Source organism: Allomuricauda sp. R78024 (genome assembly GCF_044596045.1).
In the GTDB taxonomy this organism is placed as follows: domain Bacteria; phylum Bacteroidota; class Bacteroidia; order Flavobacteriales; family Flavobacteriaceae; genus Flagellimonas.
This window is the reverse complement of the sequence record NZ_CP138995.1, coordinates 671,965-693,683: the sequence shown is the minus strand read 5'-3', so window position 1 is coordinate 693,683 and position 21,719 is coordinate 671,965. Positions and strand designations below refer to the sequence as shown.

22 protein-coding genes and 1 tRNA gene are annotated in these 21,719 nt (G+C 36.3%); 17 read left to right on the top strand and 6 right to left on the bottom strand.

The window, feature by feature from the left end:
- Positions 1–47: 47 nt before the first annotated feature.
- From SJY44_RS03065 to SJY44_RS03000, 14 genes are all read left to right on the top strand, one after another.
- Positions 48–914 carry an MBL fold metallo-hydrolase gene (locus tag SJY44_RS03065; protein WP_396591234.1) on the top strand — a complete coding sequence of 289 codons (867 nt, stop codon included), beginning with the start codon at positions 48–50 and terminating at the stop codon, positions 912–914.
- Positions 915–942: 28 nt separating this feature from the next.
- Entirely contained in the window at positions 943–2,592 is a 1,650-nt protein-coding gene (locus SJY44_RS03060) for a S8 family peptidase (protein ID WP_396591233.1), read from the top strand.
- Between the two features lies 1 nt (position 2,593).
- Positions 2,594–4,447, top strand: a complete 1,854-nt coding sequence (locus SJY44_RS03055) for a M1 family metallopeptidase (protein WP_396591232.1) — start codon at positions 2,594–2,596, stop codon at positions 4,445–4,447.
- 66 nt (positions 4,448–4,513) lie between these two features.
- Positions 4,514–4,939 carry a ribonuclease P protein component gene (gene rnpA, locus SJY44_RS03050; protein ID WP_396591231.1) on the top strand — a complete coding sequence of 142 codons (426 nt, stop codon included), beginning with the start codon at positions 4,514–4,516 and terminating at the stop codon, positions 4,937–4,939.
- Positions 4,920–6,545 (top strand): S41 family peptidase, encoded by a 1,626-nt coding sequence (locus SJY44_RS03045; RefSeq protein WP_396591230.1) that lies wholly within the window; start codon positions 4,920–4,922, stop codon positions 6,543–6,545. Before rnpA ends, SJY44_RS03045 begins: the two co-directional genes overlap by 20 nt.
- A gap of 3 nt (positions 6,546–6,548) precedes the next feature.
- Positions 6,549–7,751 carry a hypothetical protein gene (locus tag SJY44_RS03040; protein ID WP_396591229.1) on the top strand — a complete coding sequence of 401 codons (1,203 nt, stop codon included), beginning with the start codon at positions 6,549–6,551 and terminating at the stop codon, positions 7,749–7,751.
- Positions 7,752–7,850: 99 nt separating this feature from the next.
- Positions 7,851–8,303, top strand: coding sequence for a nuclear transport factor 2 family protein (locus SJY44_RS03035; RefSeq protein WP_396591228.1), 453 nt, complete (start codon positions 7,851–7,853; stop codon positions 8,301–8,303).
- Between the two features lie 259 nt (positions 8,304–8,562).
- Positions 8,563–9,396: a sigma-70 family RNA polymerase sigma factor gene (locus tag SJY44_RS03030; RefSeq protein WP_396591227.1), complete on the top strand. Its 834-nt coding sequence runs from the start codon at positions 8,563–8,565 to the stop codon at positions 9,394–9,396.
- Between the two features lie 57 nt (positions 9,397–9,453).
- Positions 9,454–10,083 carry an FMN-dependent NADH-azoreductase gene (locus SJY44_RS03025; protein ID WP_396591226.1) on the top strand — a complete coding sequence of 210 codons (630 nt, stop codon included), beginning with the start codon at positions 9,454–9,456 and terminating at the stop codon, positions 10,081–10,083.
- Entirely contained in the window at positions 10,070–10,585 is a 516-nt protein-coding gene (locus tag SJY44_RS03020; protein WP_396591225.1) for a cupin domain-containing protein, read from the top strand. Before SJY44_RS03025 ends, SJY44_RS03020 begins: the two co-directional genes overlap by 14 nt.
- Before the next feature lie 225 nt (positions 10,586–10,810).
- Entirely contained in the window at positions 10,811–11,215 is a 405-nt protein-coding gene (locus tag SJY44_RS03015) for a nuclear transport factor 2 family protein (RefSeq protein WP_396591224.1), read from the top strand.
- Between the two features lie 25 nt (positions 11,216–11,240).
- Positions 11,241–12,329, top strand: a complete 1,089-nt coding sequence (locus SJY44_RS03010; RefSeq protein WP_396591223.1) for a hypothetical protein — start codon at positions 11,241–11,243, stop codon at positions 12,327–12,329.
- A gap of 84 nt (positions 12,330–12,413) precedes the next feature.
- Positions 12,414–13,649 carry a DNA (cytosine-5-)-methyltransferase gene (dcm, locus tag SJY44_RS03005; protein ID WP_396591222.1) on the top strand — a complete coding sequence of 412 codons (1,236 nt, stop codon included), beginning with the start codon at positions 12,414–12,416 and terminating at the stop codon, positions 13,647–13,649.
- On the top strand, positions 13,639–14,247 hold the full coding sequence (locus tag SJY44_RS03000) for a hypothetical protein (RefSeq protein ID WP_298923491.1): 609 nt from the start codon (positions 13,639–13,641) through the stop codon (positions 14,245–14,247). Before dcm ends, SJY44_RS03000 begins: the two co-directional genes overlap by 11 nt.
- A 2-nt stretch (positions 14,248–14,249) precedes the next feature.
- Here the strand turns inward: SJY44_RS03000 and SJY44_RS02995 are convergent, their stop codons facing one another.
- The 3 genes from SJY44_RS02995 to rpiB are packed head-to-tail and all read right to left on the bottom strand — an operon-like array spanning position 14,250 to position 16,051.
- Positions 14,250–14,690, bottom strand: coding sequence for a GNAT family N-acetyltransferase (locus SJY44_RS02995; RefSeq protein WP_396591221.1), 441 nt, complete (start codon positions 14,688–14,690; stop codon positions 14,250–14,252).
- Complete coding sequence (locus tag SJY44_RS02990; RefSeq protein WP_396591220.1) at positions 14,690–15,604, bottom strand: cation diffusion facilitator family transporter; 915 nt, start codon at positions 15,602–15,604, stop codon at positions 14,690–14,692. The genes SJY44_RS02995 and SJY44_RS02990 overlap by 1 nt, the downstream gene beginning before the upstream one ends.
- Positions 15,605–15,619: 15 nt before the next feature.
- Positions 15,620–16,051, bottom strand: a complete 432-nt coding sequence (rpiB, locus tag SJY44_RS02985; RefSeq protein WP_298923485.1) for a ribose 5-phosphate isomerase B — start codon at positions 16,049–16,051, stop codon at positions 15,620–15,622.
- Positions 16,052–16,635: 584 nt separating this feature from the next.
- Here rpiB and rnr point away from each other — a divergent pair.
- From rnr to SJY44_RS02970, 3 genes are read left to right on the top strand one after another with little or no spacing between them, the layout of a single operon-like run.
- Complete coding sequence (rnr, locus tag SJY44_RS02980) at positions 16,636–18,819, top strand: ribonuclease R (RefSeq protein WP_396591219.1); 2,184 nt, start codon at positions 16,636–16,638, stop codon at positions 18,817–18,819.
- A 50-nt stretch (positions 18,820–18,869) separates the two neighbouring features.
- Positions 18,870–19,550 carry a head GIN domain-containing protein gene (locus tag SJY44_RS02975; RefSeq protein ID WP_396591218.1) on the top strand — a complete coding sequence of 227 codons (681 nt, stop codon included), beginning with the start codon at positions 18,870–18,872 and terminating at the stop codon, positions 19,548–19,550.
- A 4-nt stretch (positions 19,551–19,554) separates the two neighbouring features.
- The gene (locus SJY44_RS02970) at positions 19,555–20,214 is read left to right on the top strand and encodes a LysE family transporter (RefSeq protein ID WP_299168519.1); all 660 of its coding nucleotides are present in this window, start codon (positions 19,555–19,557) and stop codon (positions 20,212–20,214) included.
- Between the two features lie 31 nt (positions 20,215–20,245).
- On the opposite strand, the gene SJY44_RS02965 is transcribed toward SJY44_RS02970, so the two are convergent.
- From SJY44_RS02965 to SJY44_RS02955, 3 genes are all read right to left on the bottom strand, one after another.
- Positions 20,246–20,316: transfer RNA gene (locus tag SJY44_RS02965), tRNA-Cys, on the bottom strand.
- A 46-nt stretch (positions 20,317–20,362) separates the two neighbouring features.
- Positions 20,363–20,725 carry a dihydroneopterin aldolase gene (gene folB, locus SJY44_RS02960; protein WP_396591217.1) on the bottom strand — a complete coding sequence of 121 codons (363 nt, stop codon included), beginning with the start codon at positions 20,723–20,725 and terminating at the stop codon, positions 20,363–20,365.
- 43 nt (positions 20,726–20,768) lie between these two features.
- Positions 20,769–21,719 carry a type IX secretion system membrane protein PorP/SprF gene (locus tag SJY44_RS02955; RefSeq protein ID WP_396591216.1) on the bottom strand — a complete coding sequence of 317 codons (951 nt, stop codon included), beginning with the start codon at positions 21,717–21,719 and terminating at the stop codon, positions 20,769–20,771.

Here is a 21,719-nt window from a genome sequence, read left to right as displayed (position 1 = left end):
CATTTGCGTCTGGCTTTTCTTATTTTGCACGCCATTTCCTTTTCTGAATGACTATTTATCCCGTTGAGACCGGTAATTTTAAGCTAGATGGCGGCGCCATGTTCGGTGTAGTTCCAAAATCCATTTGGAACAGAACAAACCCTGCGGATTCCAATAATATGATTGATATTGCCGCAAGGTCTCTTCTTATACAAGATGATGATAGGCTTATTTTAATAGATAGTGGAATGGGAAACAAACAATCAGAAAAATTTTTTAGCTACTATTATCGCTGGGGGAATTACTCTTTAGATAATTCTTTAAAAGAATTAGGGTTTCACAGAGATGATATTACCGATGTCTTTATGACCCACCTCCATTTTGATCATTGTGGAGGAAGCACACAGTGGAATCATGACAAAAGCGGGTATGAACCAGCCTTTAAAAATGCACGTTTCTGGACCAATCAAGCACATTGGGAGTGGGCAGTAAACCCAAATTCACGTGAAAAGGCTTCTTTCTTAAAAGAAAACCTATTGCCCATGCAAGAAAGCGGACAGCTTCACTTTTTGCAACGAAATGATTCAGCTTTTCTAGAAAAATCAGAACTTGGTTTTGGTATTCTTTTTGTAGATGGACACACAGAAAAGCAAATGATTCCGCATATAAAGTTCAAAGGAAAAAACATCTTTTTCGCGGCGGATTTGGTTCCAACCGTTGGCCATATCCCCGTGCCATATGTTACGGGTTTTGATACCAGACCTCTACTTTCTTTAGATGAAAAGGCTAAATTTTTAAATAATATTGTTGAAAGCAATTCCTTGCTCTTCTTTGAACATGATGCTCACAACCAACTTTGCACCTTAAAACATACTGAAAAGGGGGTGCGGTTGGACGAATTGTTTTCTTTCAATGAAATATTCAAACCGCAATAAAGTTTTACATTTTTACAAAATAGTATTTATGACTCGCAGATATATCAAACTTAATTTCACATTACTTTCAGCATCATTGTTCTTAATGGGTTGTGGCGCCACTTCTCTAGTTTCCACTCCAGTTGAAAACATAGACGCCGTGCCCCTTAAAGTTTCAGAACTTACCGAGACCCAGAAAAAAACTTGGGGACATGCCGACCTAATAACGGATACCATACCAGGCATGAGTGTAGATAAAGCTTATAAGGAAATCATCAAAAACAAAAGCGGAAAGACCGTAATCGTTGCCGTAGTGGATTCTGGAATGGACTTGGAGCATGAAGATTTAAGAGATGTATTGTGGGCCAATAAAGGAGAACGCCCAAATAACGGCAAGGATGATGATGGCAATGGGTACATAGATGATATTCACGGCTATAATTTTTTAGGGGAAGCTTATAATGAGCAACTGGAGTATGTTCGCATGCTACGATTAAATGTGGGGGATGCTTCATTAAGGGCAAAAGCTAGATTAAAGTTAGATGAGGAATATCCAAAAGCACTTCAAAACAAACAACAGTACGAGCAAATTTTCCAAGTAGTTAAAAATGCGGATGAAGCTGTAAAAAAAGAATTGGGAAAAGATTCCTATACCAAAAAGGAGCTAGCTGGCATTGAAGCCAAAACGGAAAAAATGCAGCAACATCTTGCGGTTTTAACACAAATGTTCTCTTATGGAGATACTATTTCTACCGTAATGGAAGAGCTTTCTGAAGGTATCACCTATTTTGCCGATCAAGTAAATTATAACCTCAACAAAGATTTTGACGGTAGAACTCCAGTTGGTGACAATCCTTATGATTTATCTGATAAGTCTTACGGAAATGGAAATCCAAAAAATAGAGTGGACACGGAAAGCCATGGAACTCATGTTGCGGGAATTATTGCTGCCAAGAGAGACAACGGAAAAGGTGTTAATGGCGTTGCCAAGAATGTAAAATTGATGAGTGTTAGGGCGGTTCCAAATGGTGATGAATATGACAAGGACATTGCGATGGCTATTCGTTATGCCGTGGACAATGGGGCTAAAATCATTAACTGTAGCTTTGGAAAATCTTATTCTCCAAATGCACAATGGGTTTATGATGCCATACAATATGCCGCTTCCAGAGATGTGTTGATCGTACATGCTGCAGGTAATGATGGTAACAACTTAGACAATCCAGACAATCCCAACTACCCAAATGATCATAAATATGGTGGTTCGGAATTTGCAAATAATGTAATAACCGTTGGTGCGTTGGCCAGCAGCTATGGCTCCAAAATGGTCGCCTCTTTTTCCAATTATGGAAAACAAAATGTTGATGTTTTTGCTCCTGGTGATGGCATCTATTCTACATTGCCCAACAATACATATGACTTTCAGGGAGGAACTTCAATGGCTGCTCCTGCGGTGGCTGGAGTGGCTGCATTGATCAGGTCTTATCATCCACAACTATCAGCTTCTCAGGTAAAGCAGATTATAATTCAGTCTGGGTTGAGTTCCAAGGCTTCAGTAATTGTAGCGGGAGACCCATCCAGCGCAACTACTTTTGATAAAGTTTCTAAATCGGGAAAAATGGTCAATGCTTATAATGCACTTCTTATGGCAGAAAGCATCTCAAAAGGTAAAATGACCTTAAACAATAATACAAAATAACATGAGTAGAGTACGATTCGTCTTTTTTACAATCTTAGCGGGTGTTTCCCTTATTTCAGGACAAAATAATGATTATTCCTATTGGCAACAGCATGTGGATTATGTCATGGATGTTAAAATGGATGTTGATACCTATCAATATACAGGCACGCAAAAACTGACCTATACCAACAATTCTCCAGACGCCTTGGACAGGGTGTATTACCACCTTTATTTTAACGCCTTTCAGCCAGGAAGCGAAATGGATGCGAGATTGCAAAGCGTTAAAGACCCAGATGGACGAATGATGGTTAATGGCAAAAGTAGAATTGCTGCTCTTTCTGAAAGTGAAACGGGTTATTTGCATGTACAGTCCTTAACGCAAGATGGTAGCGCTGTTTCCTTTAATGAAGAGGGTACCATTTTGGTTGTGGATTTAGCAAACCCTATTCCATCAGGAGGAAAAACTGTCTTCTCTATGGAATTTGAAGGTCAGGTTCCTTTACAAATAAGACGTTCTGGAAGAAACAACAGCGAAGGTGTTGCGCTTTCTATGAGTCAGTGGTATCCAAAGCTTTCTGAATACGATTTTGAGGGTTGGCATCCAAATCCCTATATAGCCCGAGAATTTCATGGTGTTTGGGGGGATTTTGATGTTAAATTGACAATTGACAAAGATTACACCGTCGGTGGCTCTGGGTATCTACAAAACCCACAAGAAGTTGGCCATGGTTATGAGACAGCTGGAACCAAGGTAAAGACAAAAGGTAAAACACTGACCTGGCATTTTAAAGCGCCAAACGTGCATGATTTTATGTGGGCGGCCGACTCAGAATACATCCACGACACATTAAAAATGGAAGATGGGCCTACCCTGCATTTCTACTATAAGAATGACCCTGAAATTCTGGAGAACTGGAAAAATCTACAGCCAAAAACTGAGGAAGCCATGCGATTCTTCAGTAAGAATATTGGTAAGTATCCTTATGATCAATATTCTGTGGTACAAGGGGGTGATGGGGGCATGGAATATGCCATGAGTACGCTAATCACCGGAAAGCGCCAATTTTCCAGCCTTGTTGGTGTTATGGTTCATGAAATGGCTCATTCCTGGTTTCAACATGTTTTAGCCACTAACGAATCCAAACATGAATGGATGGATGAAGGTTTTACCTCCTTCATAAGTAGTTTGTGTATGAATGAAGTTATGGAGCAAAATAAAGAAAACCCTTTTGATGGTTCCTATAAAGGGTACTACGCTCTTGTCAATTCGGGCATGGAGCTTCCTCAGACAGCACATGCAGATCGCTACACCACTAACTTTGCCTATGGTATTTCTGCCTATAGCAAAGGTTCTATTTTTCTGTCGCAGCTGGGTTACGTTATCGGTCAAGATAAATTAATGGAAACCATAAGAAAGTATTATTCCGATTTCAAGTTTAAGCATCCTGTGCCAAATGATGTAAAGCGAACAGCCGAAAAAGTTTCTGGATTGGAGTTGGATTGGTACTTAACAGATTGGACACAAACCACAAACACCATTGACTATGCCATAAAAAGTGTAGAGGCAGAAGGAAACCAAACCAAAGTTGTTTTGGAACGATTGGGAGAAATGCCAATGCCTTTAGATTTATTGGTCGTTGGTGCTGATGGTAGTCAAGAAACCTATTATATTCCTTTGCGTATGATGCGCGGAGAAAAAGCAAACCCATACCCTACTCTGAACAGAACTGTAGTTGAAGATTGGGCCTGGGCTTATCTTACATATGAGTTTATCATCAACAAACCTATAAGCGCTATACAGGCAATTGCAATTGACCCTTCTCAGCTAATGGCGGATGTTAATCCAGAAAACAATGTATATCAGCCAGAGTAAGTCAAGTTGGTATTTGGTTAAAAAGATTGCTTTAAAAGTATCTTTGCTGTCATAAACCATATCATTATGGTCAATATGACTGAACCTTCAACAGATAATCCCGCGAACTTTTCTTTTCCAAAGAATGAGAAGCTTAAAAACAAAAAGCTTTTTGAGCAGCTCTTTACGGAAGGAAAAAGTATAACAGCATTTCCTATTAAGTTGTTGTACACAAAAGCTGCTTTTGATGGTGATATTCATATTAAAGTTGGTGTGGTTGCTCCAAAGAAAAAGTTTAGGAGTGCAGTAAAAAGAAATAGGGTCAAAAGACTGTTGCGCGAAGGATATCGCCTTAACAAGCACCTCGTTTTTAACAACATAGAGGGAAACTTTGCGTTCCTATTTTTATATCTTGGTAGTAAGATGCCAAATTATCAGGAAGTAGATAAGGCTATGAAGCAGCTCTTGGAAACTTTCCTAAAAAAACAATCCCATGAAAAGATTGATCAGTAAAAAGCTTGTAATTCCGGTCTTAGCACTAACCTTATTATTTGTAGGAAGTAGTTTTAAAAGTGATTTTTTTGAGATTGCAAAGCAAATAGAAATTTTTACCACCCTGTTCAAGGAGTTGAATATGAATTATGTAGATGAAACAAACCCTGCGGAACTCATGGATTCCGCTATTAAAAATATGCTGGATGAACTTGATCCTTATACTCGCTTTTTAAACGAGCAAGATGTTGAGGCTTATAAAATCAACAACGCTGGTGAATACTCTGGCATAGGGGCCATGGTTCGCTCATACGAAAGCAAATTGGTGATTGTTGAACCATACAAAGACTATCCCGCAGATAAAGCAGGGCTAAAAGCAGGTGACGAAATTATTAAGATTGGGGATATTAAAGTTTCAGATTTTGATGACAACGCAAGTGAGCTTTTAAAAGGCGCAAACAATACAAGTGTAAACGTCACCTTTGTAAGGCAAGGAGAAACAAAAACAGCAACCTTAAAAAGGGAAGGTGTTGATGTGGACGCTGTTCCTTTCTATGACATGATCGATGACAAAACTGGGTATATTGTTCTTTCCAGATTTAATAGAAAAGCATCTTCCCAGACCAAATCTGCTATCCAAGACTTGAAGGGAAAGGGCGCTGAAAGATTGATTTTAGATCTTCGTGGAAATCCTGGTGGACTTCTTTCTGAAGCTGTCAATATTACCAACCTATTTGTTCCAAAGGGAGAGTTGATCGTTACTACAAAATCAAAGGTCAAAAAGTTCAATCAAGAATATAAAACCAAAAACGCACCCGAAGATTTAGATATTCCTTTGGTCGTTCTTGTAAATGGAAGAAGTGCCTCTGCCAGTGAAATTGTGTCCGGTGGACTTCAAGACTTGGATCGAGCCGTTGTAATGGGCGCAAGAAGCTTTGGAAAAGGTTTGGTCCAACGACCTCTTAAACTTACCTATGGCACACAGCTAAAAGTTACCATTTCAAGATACTATACTCCTTCTGGCCGTTGTATTCAGTCTTTGGATTACTGGAACAGGGATGAGGAAGGCAAAGCAGTGAAAAATTCCAACTTTAAAGAATTTACAACAAGAAATGGACGTAAGGTACAAGATGGTGGCGGGGTAATGCCAGATGTTCAAATAGCCTCCTTAAAATCCAACTCTTTAATAGATGCCTTACAGAGAAACAGTATTGTTTTTGATTTTGCCACAGATTTCTACTATGACCATTCCTATGCTTCTGTTGATGACTTTGAATTTTCAGATTCAGACTTTGATGCTTTCAAGGCTTTTGCAAGAACACAGAATTTCTCTTTTCAAACAGAAACAGAAGAATTATTGGAAGAATCCATAAATTCAGATGAACATCTGCTTGGACCAGAAGTTCAAGAAAAATATAAAGATCTTTTACTGGCAGTAAACAAAGGAAAGATTTCTGCTTTAGAGACTTTTAGAGGAGAAATCCAAAAAAACATTGAAGATGAGATTGTTAAACGCTACTTCTATCGTGAAGGGTTGTACAAATATTACTTGACACACGACGACGCTATTTTGGCGGCAAAGGAATTGCTTGGAGACAACGCTAAATATCGTAGTATATTAAAATAAACCATGCGGCTTACGTTTTGCTTTTTCTGTATCTGTTTTACACTTGGATTCACCATTCAGGCCCAAACAGTATTTGAAAAAGGAATGATTCATGATTCTATTCCTATTTCTATTTCTGGAACAAATGATGAAAGTTTTGCACTCTATTTACCAGAAAACTATCAAGAAAGCGAGCTCAGTTCCATTGTTTTCATTTTTGAGCCCGCCGCAAGGGCGGCCATTGGAATTCGACCCTTTATTGAGGCTTCAGAAAAGTATGGGCATGTTCTTGTTTGCTCCAACAATTCTAGAAATGGTCCATATGAACGAAATTTTGCAATAGCCAACAATCTATTCAACCACATTTTCACTAATTATAATATTAAGCAAGATGAAATGTATCTCACTGGATTTTCTGGAGGTTCTCGTTTGGCTTGTGCCATAGCATCTCTAACAAATCAGTTTGCAGGAGTTATAGCCTGTGGCGCTGGGTTTTCCAATTTGCAAGAGCATATGCCATCAACCCAAGATTATGCCTATGTTGGGCTTTGTGGGGACAGGGATATGAATTTCAAGGAAATGTTGAAAAACAAGGATTATCTTAATTTGATGAAATTCAACCATACCCTTATAACTTATGACGGAGACCATTCATGGCCGCCGCCGGAACAAATCTTACGTGCTTTTGACTGGTTGCGTGTTCAAAAACTAAAAACCACAAATCCTGGGGAGTCTGAAGAAGTTCTTGCTCTTTATAGGTCTGATTACAACAAAATTGAGGAGTTTAAAACAACCGGGGAATTTCTGTATGCTTCTGAACAGTATGAGCGCCTTTTAAAAAGTTATACTGGATTGATCTCAGTAGATAGTTTGACGAAACAAAACCAGGAATTATTAACTTCCAAATCTTATAAAAAACAATCGGCATCTCTTGCCAATGTTTTAAAAATGGAGCGGAAGCTAGCAGAAAAATTGACTACACAAATAGCTTCCGATTTTAAAAATCCAAAGAAAGCCAATTTTGGTTGGTGGGAGAAGGAATTGGGTAAGCTAAATGCGCTTAAGGAAAAGGGCGATACTGAAATTCAAAAAATGGTGTATCGCTTAAAGTTTGATCTCTTTGCAAGAGCATATTCCAGAAAAAATAGTTTGCTCTATAATTCTAATGAAGAGCAAGCCGCTTTGGTTGACCGTTTTTTGAATTTAATTTATCCTAAAACAGAATAGTATTACGGCTTAATCTGAAGAGTTGGCGTTCTTTTGAACATTTCGCTTCATACACAAGAAGGCCAGTAGTGCATTTAAATTAACTTATAGAACAATTTTATGAAACAACCTATTCTCCTTACCATATCTCTATTTTTCTTATTGACATCTTATGTTAAAGCTCAAACCAAGCAAGACTCTTTGGAAATTAAGCAAGCAGCATTAGACTATATTGAATCTCAACATAATGTAAAACCCGAACAATTTGAACGCTCAGCTCATCCAAGAATGGTGAAAAGGACTTTTTGGACAAATAAAAAAACGGGGAAAGAATATTTGAGGGAAACTTTTACAGATGCAATGGTTTTACTTGCGGAAACATACAATCAAGACGGAACCAAATTTCCTGACAACCCAAAAAAGGAAGTTATTATCCTTGATGTATTTGATAAAACAGCTTCAGTAAAGCTAATAGCGGACAAATGGATTGATTATATGCACATTGTAAAACTCAATGGAAAGTGGCAAATTGTAAATGTGCTTTGGCAGTTTAATGATTCTGGGGAACATTGAGGCGGTGAGCTAGTTCTCAAAAAAAATTGGTTAAGAATACAGAAATGGTTTATGGCTTCTGTATTAACTGGACTTGCAGTAAAGATGGCTTTAACAAAAGCAAAGTAAAACGGTTGCGCTAAAAAATATAAAATGGATGAAAATATAGAAGGTCCTATCGAAAAGGTCTACATCGAAGTTATAACCCCGCCTCTCCAAATCCAAAATGTCACGTTTTTATAATTCTATTTGTTATTTAGAATAACGGTAAACATTTAAGTTGAAAAATTATCAAAAAATACTATTTCCTTATGCCTATAACATTCTAGGTTCGGTTGAAGATGCCAAAGATGCGGTGCAAGATGTTTTAACGAAACATGTTTCCGTTGAAAGAAAACATTTTGAAAATGAAATAGGATATCTGGTTAAATCTGTCATAAACCAGTCCATAAACATTAAGAACAGAAAAAATAAGATTGAGTCCTATAAAGTATGGCTTCCTGAACCTATCTCCACAGAAAAAACAGATGATAATATTAATAGAGAGGAAATTATATCTTACTCTTTGCTGGTTTTGCTAGAAAATCTTACTCCAAAAGAAAGGGCGGTTTATATACTAAAAATAGCCTTCAACTACTCACATAAAGATATAGCAGAAGTTATTTCTCTCACTATTGAAAATTCTCGGAAACTGTTAAGCAGAGCAAAAACCAAATTGTCTAACCATACTATTGAAAGTACTAGGAGCGGCCCTTCCGATTCTTCTTCTTACATGAACAATTATGTGCAAACGATTAAAGATGGAGATGTGAGACGTTTGGAGAAAATGCTTTCAGAAGACATTTTATTGTATGCAGATGGTGGTGAAAACATCAAAGTGGTAAGAGAACTCACAACCGGGAAAAAAGCTACTTTGGACCTATTGTTTTACGTCTTCAACACACATCAAAAATCTCTATCCGTAAAAACCACAGAAATCAATCATCAACCTGCATTGTTGTTTTATAAGGGTGACTCTTTAATCAACTGCCAGGTGTTTGATTTAGAAGGAAACAAAACAAAGCGCATATTTTCTGTTATTGATCCGAATAAATTAAAATCGCTTTCTCGATAAACCTGTCACGTTTTTTCTTTCGGTTTTGTCATTCTGTTGAATATAAAATAACAATAGATGAGAAAATTATTAAGAATAGATTGTAGCTCTAGAATTGTTGGCTCGCATTCAAGGGCATTAGCTGATTATTTTGAGAAAAACTGGGTAAAGGCAAACCCAGATGGCAATGTTGTTTCCCTGGATTTGGCAAAAAAACAAATCCCACATATACAAAACCAAACTATAGAAGGGTTTTATACTCCTCTTGGACAGCTGTCTCCTGAACACAAAAAGGCCACTGCTTTATCGGATAAATTGATTGAAGAATTAAAATTTACAGATGATATTTTAATTAGCAGCCCTTTGTACAACCTGAACATTCCGTCCAACCTAAAAGCGTACCTAGACCATGTGGTAAGAGTTGGACATACTTTTAACATCAATAAAGACGGGTATCATGGTTTATTAGAAAACAAATCAGCCTTTTTGGTAACAGTAAAAGGAGGGTCGTACAAAGACACTTATATGGAACAATATGATTTTCAGGAACCTTATCTGCGTGCGATCCTTGGACATATGGGAATAAAAACCCGAGAAATTTTTTCACTTGAAGGTTCTAGTGATGCCAAATTACTGGAGCACAACAAAATCGCAGTTCAAAATAGTATAGCCCTATCATTCAAAAAACAAAACAATGACATTAAATAAAGAAAATTACTTTGAAGACAAAATAGAGGATAATGCAGTCATAATCAAACCTGACCAAGGTGAAAAACTAGAATTGAACACCATTTCAATAACATTTAAGGTTAGCAGTGAGGCCTCTAATGACCAATTGGGTGTTTACGAGATTTCTCTACCTCCCATGTGTATTGGCGCAAAACTACATTACCACAGGTTTATGGATGAAACATTTATCGTAAACGAAGGGGTTTTAACAATACAGCTTGGTAATAAAGAATATCAAGCTGGCCCCGGAACAGTCGTATATGTCCCAAGATTTACCTCCCATGGATTTAAAAATGACTCAAATGAAACCGTAAAGTTGACGTTGATTTTCAATCCATCCCAAAAACGTGAAGGTTTTTTTAGAGGTCTCAACGAAACCCTGAATGAGGTTCCCATTGACCCTGAAAAATATCTAAAACTTTATAATAAATATGATAGTTTTCCAGTAGACACTTCAAATATGATACCTTTAAGGGAGTAAAACATCAGAAGCAGTAATGTTTAAAAAATAATGGCGGTTTTGGATGTTTGCCAAACTGCCATTGCTTTTTATTCGGCATATCATCTAACGAGGCTATTGCTGAGTTTTTCGTTACTGCTTTTATACTAATAGTTGAACAAAAACAATTTGAGATACCTCATAAATATATTGGTGATTTTCTTTTTGGTTACAGCATTTTCCTGTGAGCAATCCAAGACGATGACAATGGATGAGAAAATTGAGGTTGGTAACAATGTGCGCGAAACATTAAGCAATTACTATAACGATATTCGAGTTTCTGGGCTTACTGCTGAATTTAAATACCTTGATAACTCCAAAGAGTTCTTCTGGACGCCACCCGGATACTCAACATCTATTTCTTACGATTCTGTGGTTGCGATACTCAATCAAAATGCACCATTATATCAATCTATAGATAACCGCTGGGACACATTAAGAATTACCGCCTTAAATAAAGAACTCGCAACATACACTGGCCGTCTGCATTCGGTAATGACGGACACTGCTGGTCAAATCAGTAAAGTAACTCTTGTTGAAACTGGGCTTATGATCAAACGACAAGATGGCTGGAAACTACTCTGTGGTCAAACTTCGACGACATCGGATTGAAAAGAGCGAAAACAGGAATTGCCAAATGGGAAAATTAGCATCAAACCGTATTCTATTTATTTTATTCATCCTTTTATGGGCTTCAACAAGTGCACAAAAGCAGGGGAATCCTTCAGAAAAATATAAAGATGCTTATAAAAAGTATTTGGATGCTCCCTGCCCCAAGGAAGAAACCAGCATTAAACATTTCGTTTATTTTTCAAAAGATAGGGCCTCTATCAAAAATCATCCTCTTTTGGTTGTGCCCCAATTTAAAGGAGCACAAATCATGTACTCCTGGAAAGATTTAGAGCCTGAAAAAGGACAATACACTTTTTCTGTTATTGAAAAAGACATTGCTTATTTAAAACAATACGGGAAAAAGCTTTTCATACAATTACAAGACGCAACTTTCAACCCAAATTACAACGCCGCACCTAGTTATTTGCTTACAAATGAATATGATGGGGGAACTATATTACAGTTTGATGAAGAAGGAAGCCCCGACGGCTGGGTTGCCAAACGGTGGAATAAAAAGGTTCGGGAGCGTTTTGCTTTACTTCTGCAGGCTCTAGGAAAAGAGTTTGACCAAAAAATAGAGGGTATTAATCTTCAAGAAACAGCTATAGAGGTTAGCAAAAAAACAGACCCTACTTTTTCTGAAGAGGAATATATCCTCGGATTAAAAGAAAATATGCTTGCTTTAAAAAAAGCTTTCCCTTCTACAACCACTATGATATATGCAAATTTTGTGCCTGGGGAGTGGCTGCCTTGGAACGACAAAGGTTATCTTAAGGGTCTTTATAAATATGGGCAAGAAATTGGAGTAGGATTAGGAGGGCCAGATTTAATGGTGACCAGAAAAGGGCAATTAAACAACGCTTTGTCATTAATGCATGAGGGGCGTTACACCGTTCCTATAGGAATCGCGATACAAGATGGAAACTATATTGGCAAAACCGGCTCCGATTTGGATTATAACGAAAGTGAGGATACGGGGGATAATTCTCGTCAGAACATTGTGGCTTTGTTACATGCATTCGCAGACAATTTTTTACGGGTAAACTATATGTTTTGGGTTAATCAAGAGCCTTATTTTACCAAGGATGTTATCCCTTGCCTTGTTCCACAATAAGTATATTCAAGACAATTTAATTAGTTGATCACAACCGAAATAGGTTTATCTTGACATCCCAACAAACAAATCTTATTTTTGACCATGCAACAACTAAAGGTTTGCGAACTTTTTGCTGGTGTGGGCGGGTTTCGATTAGGTTTAGAAAACTCTGGCCACTACACTGTGGTTTGGAGCAATCAATGGGAGCCTTCTACAAAAGCACAACATGCTTCTTTGGTTTATGAAGCTAAATTTGGGCCTAAAAACCATTCCAACATCAATATTGAAGAGGTGCCTACTTCTGAGGTCCCTGATCATGATATTTTAGTGGGAGGTTTTCCATGCCAGGATTATTCCGTGGCCACCACGCTTAAAAATTCTAAAGGACTTATTGGAAAAAAGGGAGTGCTCTGGTGGTCCATTCATCGTATCCTTTCAGAAAAAAAGGTAAAGCCCAAATACCTTTTTTTGGAAAACGTTGATCGTCTTCTAAAGTCTCCTTCGAATCAAAGGGGTCGAGATTTTGCAGTAATGCTAAGAAGTTTAAATGATTTGGGTTATGCAGTGGAGTGGCGGGTAATCAATGCTGCAGATTATGGTATGCCACAGCGCAGGAGAAGAGTGTTTTTCTTGGGGTATCATAAATCTACAGCGCTCTATAAAAAATTTAAGGTTTCTACTCCTAAAGAATGGCTGCTTGAGCATGGTGTTATCTCTAGCGCTTTTCCAACGCAAAGCACCGCACAAAACATGGATTCTTTTTTCATAGAGGAAGATTTGGTGTCCTTATCCAACGCTTTTAACCCCGATAAAGGTCTTTCTCCGTTTTTAAATTCAGGCGTTTGTATTGATGGTACCGTATCCACATTAAAAACAAACCCTTCTTATGATGAAGATTGCACTGTTCTTTCTGATGTTTTGGAAAATGGTTCCGCAAGTGAGGACCTTTTCATTTCTGATGCTGACTTGCCTAAATGGGAATATTTAAAAGGGAGTAAGAAAGAAGTTCGTAAAACCAAAGCTGGTTTTGAATATAATTATAGTGAGGGCAGCATGGTTTTTCCTGATGCCCTTAATCAACCTTCAAGAACAATAATAACAGGCGAAGGGGGTAAATCCCCTTCCAGATTTAAACATGTAATCCCAACTAGAAGAGGCCTTAGAAGATTGTCTCCTTTAGAATTGGAAAGGCTTAACATGTTTCCGGATAATCACACCAAATTAGAAGGAATCTCAGACACAAAGAGAGCTTTTTTTATGGGAAATGCCCTTGTGGTAGGTGTTGTTAAGAAAATTGGAGCTGTTTTGTTTCAGAAAATAAAAGAGGTTGAAAAGTAGTTTTAAATCTGACTTAAAAAAGGAAAAACAATTATCTAAATTACTGGACAAATACTACAAGAGACATTTAAAGCAATATTGTTTTAAAAGGATTTCCAGTCTCGAGGAGCAAAGAAAAGGGGTAGACCTCATCCTCACCAGTACATTAGTGGATGCCGTGTTTTATGTGGATGAAAAAGCTCAGTTAGATTATATTAACGATAGTCTTCCAACTTTTGCGTTTGAGCTTTTCTATGAAAAAAATGGCATTCAAAGACAAGGTTGGCTATTTGATTCAAAAAAGAAAACGGATTTTTATGCCTTGGTCACTAGTATCTATGCGGATGAAGAAAACACGTTTACTTCTTGTAGTATCACTTTTGTAAACAGGAAAAAGCTACTTGCTTATTTGGAAAGCCGTGAGTTGTCAAAAGAAGGTTTGAAAGAAATAGCAGCAACCAATGAAGGTTTTCATGGAAAACTAGAGTTGAAAGCGCTTGATGTAAAAAATGAAGGGTATCTGTTTTTCTCAAGAAAAAACAAGGCAGAAAAACCTGTGAATCTAATTTTAAAGCTAGATTTTCTGATTCAAATAGGGGTGGCCAAAAAATTGGTTTAACTTTACTTTTTGATCATTCTTATATGCGGAATCCCGTCTTCCAGATATTCCTCGCCAGTGGTTTTAAAGCCTAAATCATTATAAAACTTTATTAGATATGTTTGCGCTGAAAGCTCAATTGAGCTTTCAGGAAACCTTTTTTTTATTTCTTCTAACGAAGCCTCCATTATAACCTTTCCATACCCAAACTTTCGCTCTTCTTTTTCCACCACCACCCTGCCAATGCTTGTGTTTTTAAAATAATCACCTGGCATAAAAACACGGGTATAGGCAACCACATTTTGGTTTTTTACTCCTAATACATGAAGCGCTTTTTGGTCTTTGTTGTCCAAGTCTTGATAAATACAATCCTGTTCTACGACAAAAACCTCACTTCTCAATCTCATTAGCTGGTACAGTTCTGTATTTGAGAGTTCTCCAAATGTTTTTACAATAACCTTCATCAATCTTGTACTATTACATTTTTAGAATCACATTTATCAAACTCTGGCTGAATGTTAACATGGTTGATTCCGTGTTTATAGTATACATGCTCCTCTATTTTTTCCAAAATCTCATCAAACTCAGATAGTTTAATGTCTTTCTTAAAATCAACATGAGCTTCTAAATGTATTTCTTCTTCATTAAGCTGCCAGATATGAACATGGTGCACGTTTTTAATTGGCTCTATGGTACAAATAGATTCAACAATTTCTTTAATATCAACACTTTTTGGAGTGAACAACATCAACACTTTTGTAGATTCTTTTAATAGGTCGTACCCCATATAGATAAGATAAACTCCAATGGCCATGGTCAAAACGGCATCTACCCAGTACACCTGAAAAAACTTCATTAAAAGACCTCCTATAAGCACGGCAACAGATGCCATCATATCTGTTAATAAATGTAGATATGCAGACTTCATATTCATGTTTTCCTTGGCATTCTTTTTTAATAACAGTACACTAAAACCGTTGGCCAAAATACCAACCAGTGATAACCAAATAACCAAATTAGATGCTATCTCTTTTGGTTCCATTAAACGTTCTGTAGCTTCAATCATCAATATTATAGCTACTACTACCAGTGTTGCAGCATTTACAAATGCTGCCATGATTTCTGCTCTTTTATAGCCAAATGTTTTAAGGCTTGAAGCTTTCCTTTTTCCTAGAATGGTTGCTATATAGCTTATAATCAAAGAAAGTACATCACTAAAATTATGAAGTGCATCTGATAGCAATGCCAGACTCCCAGAGATAATACCGCCGATTACTTGAGATACAGTAATGGCTATATTAAGAAGAATGGAAATTAATAGATTTCTTCCCTTAATATTATCATGTGAATGTGCGTGACCATGGTGGTGGTGCCCCATGTGTTTTGGTTTGTCTTATCTACAGGCTATTTTTTCAACTCTTCTTTCGTGTCGGCCCCCTTCAAATTTTGTTTCTAAAAAAGTTTCAACCATTTCCAAGGCTTGTTGTAAGGCAACAAAACGTGCGGGAAGGCTTAAAATATTAGCATCATTATGCTCTCTTGCCAGTGCTGTTATCTCTTTGGTCCAACATAGGGCCCCCCTTACTTTTTGGTGTTTGTTAATGGTCATACTTGCCCCATTTCCACTTCCGCAAATTACGATTCCCATATCTACCTTTCCCTCCTCCACATCTGTTGCAACTGGATGTGCAAAATCAGGATAGTCAACGCTGTCGGTACCATCTGTACCATAATTAATAACTTCAATACCTTTAGATTTTAATAGACCAATAATAGCTAATTTATAATCTGTGCCGGCGTGGTCATTTCCTATTGCTATTTTCATCGTTATTGTTTTAACTTGGTGCTATACAAAGGTACAATTCTTTTAATGGAGGTATGTTGATAAAAATCACTGAATCTTTACATCTTACTATATATCAGCTATTTGTAAAACCACTGGTTTTGTTTATTCTTTTACTAAAAATAAGTTTTGTGGTTCATTAAAATAATTCCAATAGTCATTATTATTCAATCATCCATCTATATTCAATTAAAAATTAATCAACACGTAAGAAACATTAAATCCTATTAGTTAACATTAAATCAATATTTAATTTTCAATAATTTCATGTTGAAAACACTTATTAAATATCGTTTATAAGAAATCTAAACCCTTGATTTTTAATTTTATCTCTAATTTATAAATTGTGAACAAAAACATTTATTTGTTCAAAGCAACTTTTTCTCAAATAATTTATTGCACATTTCAACAAACAATTATCATCACCATTTTTATATTAAATTAAAAAAGTAAAAACAATATTATTTAATAATGTTAATAAAACTACTTCTGGTTTTGGATTAGTTTTATGTTACTTCTGTTGTCAAGGATTATAATTTGTAATTTTCCAAAAATTAAAAATATAAATGTCAAAGAAAAAGAAGAGGACAAGAAGTCAAAGAACGAATGAGATAACAAAAGGCATTTTTACAGTATTAGAAAAAGAACCCTCCAAAAGCTTTAATTATAAGCAAATTGCAGCTAGTCTTGGTATTACAGATACGCAAGACAGAAATGAACTGATCAAAAGATTAGGGCAGCTTAAATCCAGTGATAGAATCGTAGAGGAGGAACGTGGAAAATTTAAAAAGAAACCATCTTTACACACGTATTTTACGGGAAAAGTAGATTTAACTTCAAGTGGAAATGCATATATATTAGTTGATGAACTGGATGATGATATTTTTGTTCCCTATAATCGCCTAAATAAAGCTTTACATGGTGATAGTGTAGAGGTTTTTCTTAAACCCAGACGTAATGGGAAGAAACCAGAAGGTGAGATTTCTAAAATTCTAGAACGTAGGAAAACTTCTTATGTTGGTATCGTTGATAAACAAAAAACCTTTGCTTTTGTAAGACCGTCAGACTCAAGAATGTATAAGGACATATTTGTTCCCATGGAGAAGCTTAATAAGGCAGAAGATGGGGATAAGGTTTTAGTTGATTTAGGAGATTGGCCAAAAGATGCTGATTCCCCTTATGGAGAAGTTACTCAAATACTAGGAAAGCCAGGAGAGCATAATACAGAAATCCACTCCATTTTAGCTGAGTACGGATTGCCTTATGAATTTCCATATGAGGTGGAGCAATTTGCCCAAACTTTAGATACTTCAATAAAAGAATCTGAAATTTCTAAAAGGAGGGACATGAGAGATGTACTCACCTTTACTATTGATCCAAAAGATGCCAAGGATTTTGATGATGCACTTTCCTTTCAAAAATTGGAAAACGGAAATTTTGAAATAGGAATTCATATTGCAGATGTATCTCATTATTTACAACCAAATACGATTTTAGAAGATGAAGCTTATGAAAGGGCTACTTCTGTCTATTTAGTTGATAGGGTTGTTCCTATGCTTCCAGAAGTTTTGTCTAATAATGCATGCTCTTTGAGACCGAATGAGGAAAAATATACGTTCTCTGCAATTTTTGAAATGGATGAAAAGTCCAATTTACTTAACCAATGGTTTGGAAGAACTGTAATTAATTCTAATGAACGTTTTGCATATGAAGAGGCGCAGCATATAATAGAAACAGAACAAGCGACTATACCAGAAGATATTTCAATTAGGGAAGGTAGTTATCAAGTTTCTAAGGATGTGGTTGAAGCAACACTGACTTTTAATAGGCTTGCTAAAATTATGCGTAAAAAACGCATGGATGATGGCGCTATTTCTTTTGATAAGATAGAAGTTAGATTTAACCTTACTGAAAATAACGAACCGGAAGGTGTTTATTTTAAAGAAGCAAAAGATGCCAATAAACTCATTGAAGAGTTTATGCTCTTGGCAAATAAGAAAGTAGCGGAATTTATAGGGAAACAAAAAAAGACTTTTGTATATCGTATTCATGACCGGCCAGATGAAGATAAATTAATAGCTTTAAATGGGGTCATTTCAAAATTTGGACATAGTATTAACCTAAAGGATAAAAAGAGCATCAATAGTTCTTTAAATCAGTTATTACAGGATGTAAAAGGAAAGAAAGAACAGAATTTGGTAGACACTTTGACGATTCGTAGTATGAGCAAGGCTATTTACACTACGGAGAATATTGGTCACTATGGATTGGGCTTTGAATATTATAGTCATTTTACATCACCAATAAGAAGATATCCAGATGTGATGGTGCATAGGTTATTGCAACATTATCTAGATGGTGGAAAACCACCTAAGCAGGCCTTGTATGAAGAAAAATGCAAGCACTCATCAAGTATGGAATTGTTGGCCTCCAGCGCAGAGCGAGATTCTATTAAGTATATGCAGATAAAGTTCATGGAGGACCATAAGGACAGTGAGTTTATAGGAGTAATATCTGGAGTCACAGAATGGGGGATTTACGTAGAGATTGTAGAAAATAAATGTGAGGGAATGGTGCGTATACGGGATATAAAAGATGATTATTACGTGTTTGATGACAGACAATTTGCAATTATTGGAGAACGCACCAAACGAATGTATCAATTGGGAGATGAGGTAATGGTGATGGTAAAAAACACAGATTTAATCAAACGACATTTAGATTTTTCGTTGATTGGTAAAAAAAAGTGATACTTTTTTGGAATAAATTTTGTTATTCATTGAGAATCAATTTGTAACTCATGAAAATAGTAAAGGTTTTATTGTTATTGTTCTCTTTTCATGCACTATGCGCACAAGAAGAAAAGATTACACAAGAACTTGAAAAGTTTACAGAAGTAAAGGGTTTTGATGGTCTTTCCATAAACCTTATTAAATCTGATGTAAATAGAGCGATTGTAACAGGAGTCAACACAAAGAAGGTAGCTATTGTAAACAATGCCGGGGTTTTAAAACTACGGATGGAAATAGACAAAATTTTTAGTGGATATAGAACATTTATAGATTTATACCATACAGAAGAGCTTAAAGTAATAGATGTGAATGAAGACGCAAGAATATCATCTGAAGAGGTATTTATTCAAGGTGTTTTGGAGCTTAAGGCACAAGAAGGTGGAGAATTGGTTATTAATTGCCAGACAGAACAGCTTTTAATAAAAGCCATCACTGGCGGAGAAATTGCTGTTACTGGATTTTCTGATAATCAGGATGTTATAATAAATACAGGAGGAATCTATGATGGTAAAGGTTTCAAAACAAAATACACCACAATTACAGTAAATGCGGGGGGAAACGCAGAGATTTATGCAACGGAATATGTAAAGGCCAATGTTAAAGCAGGAGGAGAGGTATTAGTATATGGAGATCCATTGAAAATGGATGAAAAAACTGTGTTTGGGGGGAAAGTAAAAAGAGTGAATTGAAGAAATGATTGAAGACATTCAAACAGCTATTCCATTAGGGTTTCTATTAAGCTTTATGATAGGGCCTGTTTTCTTTGTCTTGTTGGAAACAAGTGCAATTAAAGGTTTTAGAGCTGGAGTAAGTTTTAATATTGGTGTTATTATAGCAGATGTTGTTTTTTTACTTATTGCCTATTTCAGTAGCTTTCAATTGTTGGAAAATTTAAGCAATCAACCTGGACTATTTGTTTTTGGTGGAATGATTTTACTGATATATGGTATCGTTATATTCATTAAAAAAGCATCAAAAAAGGATAATGTAAAAGTTTCAACAGGCACCTACTTAAGTCTTATTATAAAAGGGTTCTTGTTAAATTTTATCAATATTGGCGTATTGGCTTTTTGGTTGGGACTTATCGTAATTGTGGGCCCTAGTTTGGATAATAGCCCAAATAGAATCGTCGTTTTTTTTGGTACTGTTATAACCATTTATTTTATAACGGATCTTTTTAAGATATTGCTAGCAAAACAACTAAAAAAGTATTTGACACAAGAAAGGATCGTATTAATTAAGAAAGGACTGGGAGTAGTACTAATTGTATGTGGAATCGTTTTGATAACAAAGGGGTTTCTACCTAAAGAAAAGTTCAATATTAAAGATGGTATTGAAAGAATAAGTGAATAAAAAAACCCAGCAATTTTGCTGGGTTTTGAAGAGGCATCGAGCGGATTCGAACCGCTGTACAAGCTTTTGCAGAGCTGCGCCTAGCCACTCGGCCACGATGCCATTTTAGTGGTGCAAATGTACTACTTTTTTTAGCTTACCCAAACCATTATGTTGGCCTTTTAGCCTCTAAAACCACAGTTACACTCTCTACATCTCCACCAATAGGAGGGTTAATTTTTGAAACCTGTATTTCAGCAGCAAGAACAGATTCTATTTCAAGAAAAATACGGTTTATTATTCTTTTGGCAACATGCTCTAAAAGATTAGAGCGAATAGCCATTTCTTCTTTAACAATGTTGTTTAAATGGACATAATCTACCGTTTCGGAAAGCTTGTCAGATTGGGAAGGTCGGGATAAGTTAGCATGGACTTCCAAGTCTACTCGGTAATCACTGCCAATCAACATTTCTTCTTTAAGACACCCATGATTGGAATGTACTCTAATATTGTTTACTCTTATTTTCCCCACAACTAATTTGTTAAGCGGGACAAAAATAGCTTAAACCAAATAATTAATACATACACCTACAATTACTTATACCTTGAAAAAGGTCTAGGCCCACAGTTAGAACATGAGTACCAGAACTGTAACCCAGAATTTCATTTGTAATTACCTGATAAGAATAACCAAAATAAAAATCGCTCTTTTTTAGACCTGCTATTGGAGCAATATATAATGGCTTTCCAATTTGATCATTTAGAAAACGATAGGTAAGACCCACATAGTAGTAGTCCTCAAAATCATGGAATCGGAACTTTGTGTTTACATCCGTTACAGAACGGCCATCACTTTCAAACCATTGAAAAAAGACAGAAGGCTCTATTTCTAGCTTACTGTTTTTATTTTTAGAAATACTATAACCCGCATAAGCATAATAGTTACGTAACGTATTTGGCTCAAAAACAGGATTAAATTGTTCTAAATCCTTGCTTAGAACATTAGATGCGTTCAGGGTAATGTAAAATTTGTTATACCGATATAGGAACCCAAGGTCAAAATTGTGGTTTGTAGTAGCTTTATCGTCTGTAGGCAATTGTCCTCCACTAGGTCTAAAGTTTTCGACATCTATCCGAAACTGATTGAAATTATACGTAATTCCAAAAGAAAGGAAAATATCATCATATCTATTTAAAATTAGATGATGGGCAAAAGAAAGCTTGGAACCTCTTTGCTTTGTTTCACCATTGCTATCATTATACAATAGCACACCAATACCTGATCGGTTACCAATTCTAGCATCTGCCGCCAAAGACTGGGTATCTGGAGCATCTTCTATGCCAACCCATTGCGTAAGGCCAGTAAGTCTAACTTTTATATGATCTCCTATTCCCGCATAGGTAGGTGACATTACAAAAGGGTTGTCCGCAATATATTGGGAAAGCTGCGGAATGGTCAACTCCTGAGCTGTAACGCCCATGCTTAGCGAGAGTATAAAGATTGAAGATAAGAGTTTTTTTAACAT

What these genes read in the sequence shown, in the direction of transcription:
- SJY44_RS03065 (WP_396591234.1), top strand. Translation starts at nt 48, where the DNA reads ATGACTATTTATCCCGTTGAGACCGGTAATTTTAAGCTAGATGGCGGC.
- SJY44_RS03060 (WP_396591233.1), top strand. Translation starts at nt 943, where the DNA reads ATGACTCGCAGATATATCAAACTTAATTTCACATTACTTTCAGCATCA.
- SJY44_RS03055 (WP_396591232.1), top strand. Translation starts at nt 2,594, where the DNA reads ATGAGTAGAGTACGATTCGTCTTTTTTACAATCTTAGCGGGTGTTTCC.
- rnpA (WP_396591231.1), top strand. Translation starts at nt 4,514, where the DNA reads ATGGTCAATATGACTGAACCTTCAACAGATAATCCCGCGAACTTTTCT.
- SJY44_RS03045 (WP_396591230.1), top strand. Translation starts at nt 4,920, where the DNA reads ATGAAAAGATTGATCAGTAAAAAGCTTGTAATTCCGGTCTTAGCACTA.
- SJY44_RS03040 (WP_396591229.1), top strand. Translation starts at nt 6,549, where the DNA reads ATGCGGCTTACGTTTTGCTTTTTCTGTATCTGTTTTACACTTGGATTC.
- SJY44_RS03035 (WP_396591228.1), top strand. Translation starts at nt 7,851, where the DNA reads ATGAAACAACCTATTCTCCTTACCATATCTCTATTTTTCTTATTGACA.
- SJY44_RS03025 (WP_396591226.1), top strand. Translation starts at nt 9,454, where the DNA reads ATGAGAAAATTATTAAGAATAGATTGTAGCTCTAGAATTGTTGGCTCG.
- SJY44_RS03020 (WP_396591225.1), top strand. Translation starts at nt 10,070, where the DNA reads ATGACATTAAATAAAGAAAATTACTTTGAAGACAAAATAGAGGATAAT.
- SJY44_RS03015 (WP_396591224.1), top strand. Translation starts at nt 10,811, where the DNA reads ATGGATGAGAAAATTGAGGTTGGTAACAATGTGCGCGAAACATTAAGC.
- SJY44_RS03010 (WP_396591223.1), top strand. Translation starts at nt 11,241, where the DNA reads ATGGGAAAATTAGCATCAAACCGTATTCTATTTATTTTATTCATCCTT.
- dcm (WP_396591222.1), top strand. Translation starts at nt 12,414, where the DNA reads ATGCAACAACTAAAGGTTTGCGAACTTTTTGCTGGTGTGGGCGGGTTT.
- SJY44_RS02995 (WP_396591221.1), bottom strand. Translation starts at nt 14,690, where the DNA reads ATGAAGGTTATTGTAAAAACATTTGGAGAACTCTCAAATACAGAACTG.
- SJY44_RS02990 (WP_396591220.1), bottom strand. Translation starts at nt 15,604, where the DNA reads ATGGGGCACCACCACCATGGTCACGCACATTCACATGATAATATTAAG.
- rpiB (WP_298923485.1), bottom strand. Translation starts at nt 16,051, where the DNA reads ATGAAAATAGCAATAGGAAATGACCACGCCGGCACAGATTATAAATTA.
- rnr (WP_396591219.1), top strand. Translation starts at nt 16,636, where the DNA reads ATGTCAAAGAAAAAGAAGAGGACAAGAAGTCAAAGAACGAATGAGATA.
- SJY44_RS02975 (WP_396591218.1), top strand. Translation starts at nt 18,870, where the DNA reads ATGAAAATAGTAAAGGTTTTATTGTTATTGTTCTCTTTTCATGCACTA.
- SJY44_RS02970 (WP_299168519.1), top strand. Translation starts at nt 19,555, where the DNA reads ATGATTGAAGACATTCAAACAGCTATTCCATTAGGGTTTCTATTAAGC.
- SJY44_RS02955 (WP_396591216.1), bottom strand. Translation starts at nt 21,719, where the DNA reads ATGTTAAAAAAACTCTTATCTTCAATCTTTATACTCTCGCTAAGCATG.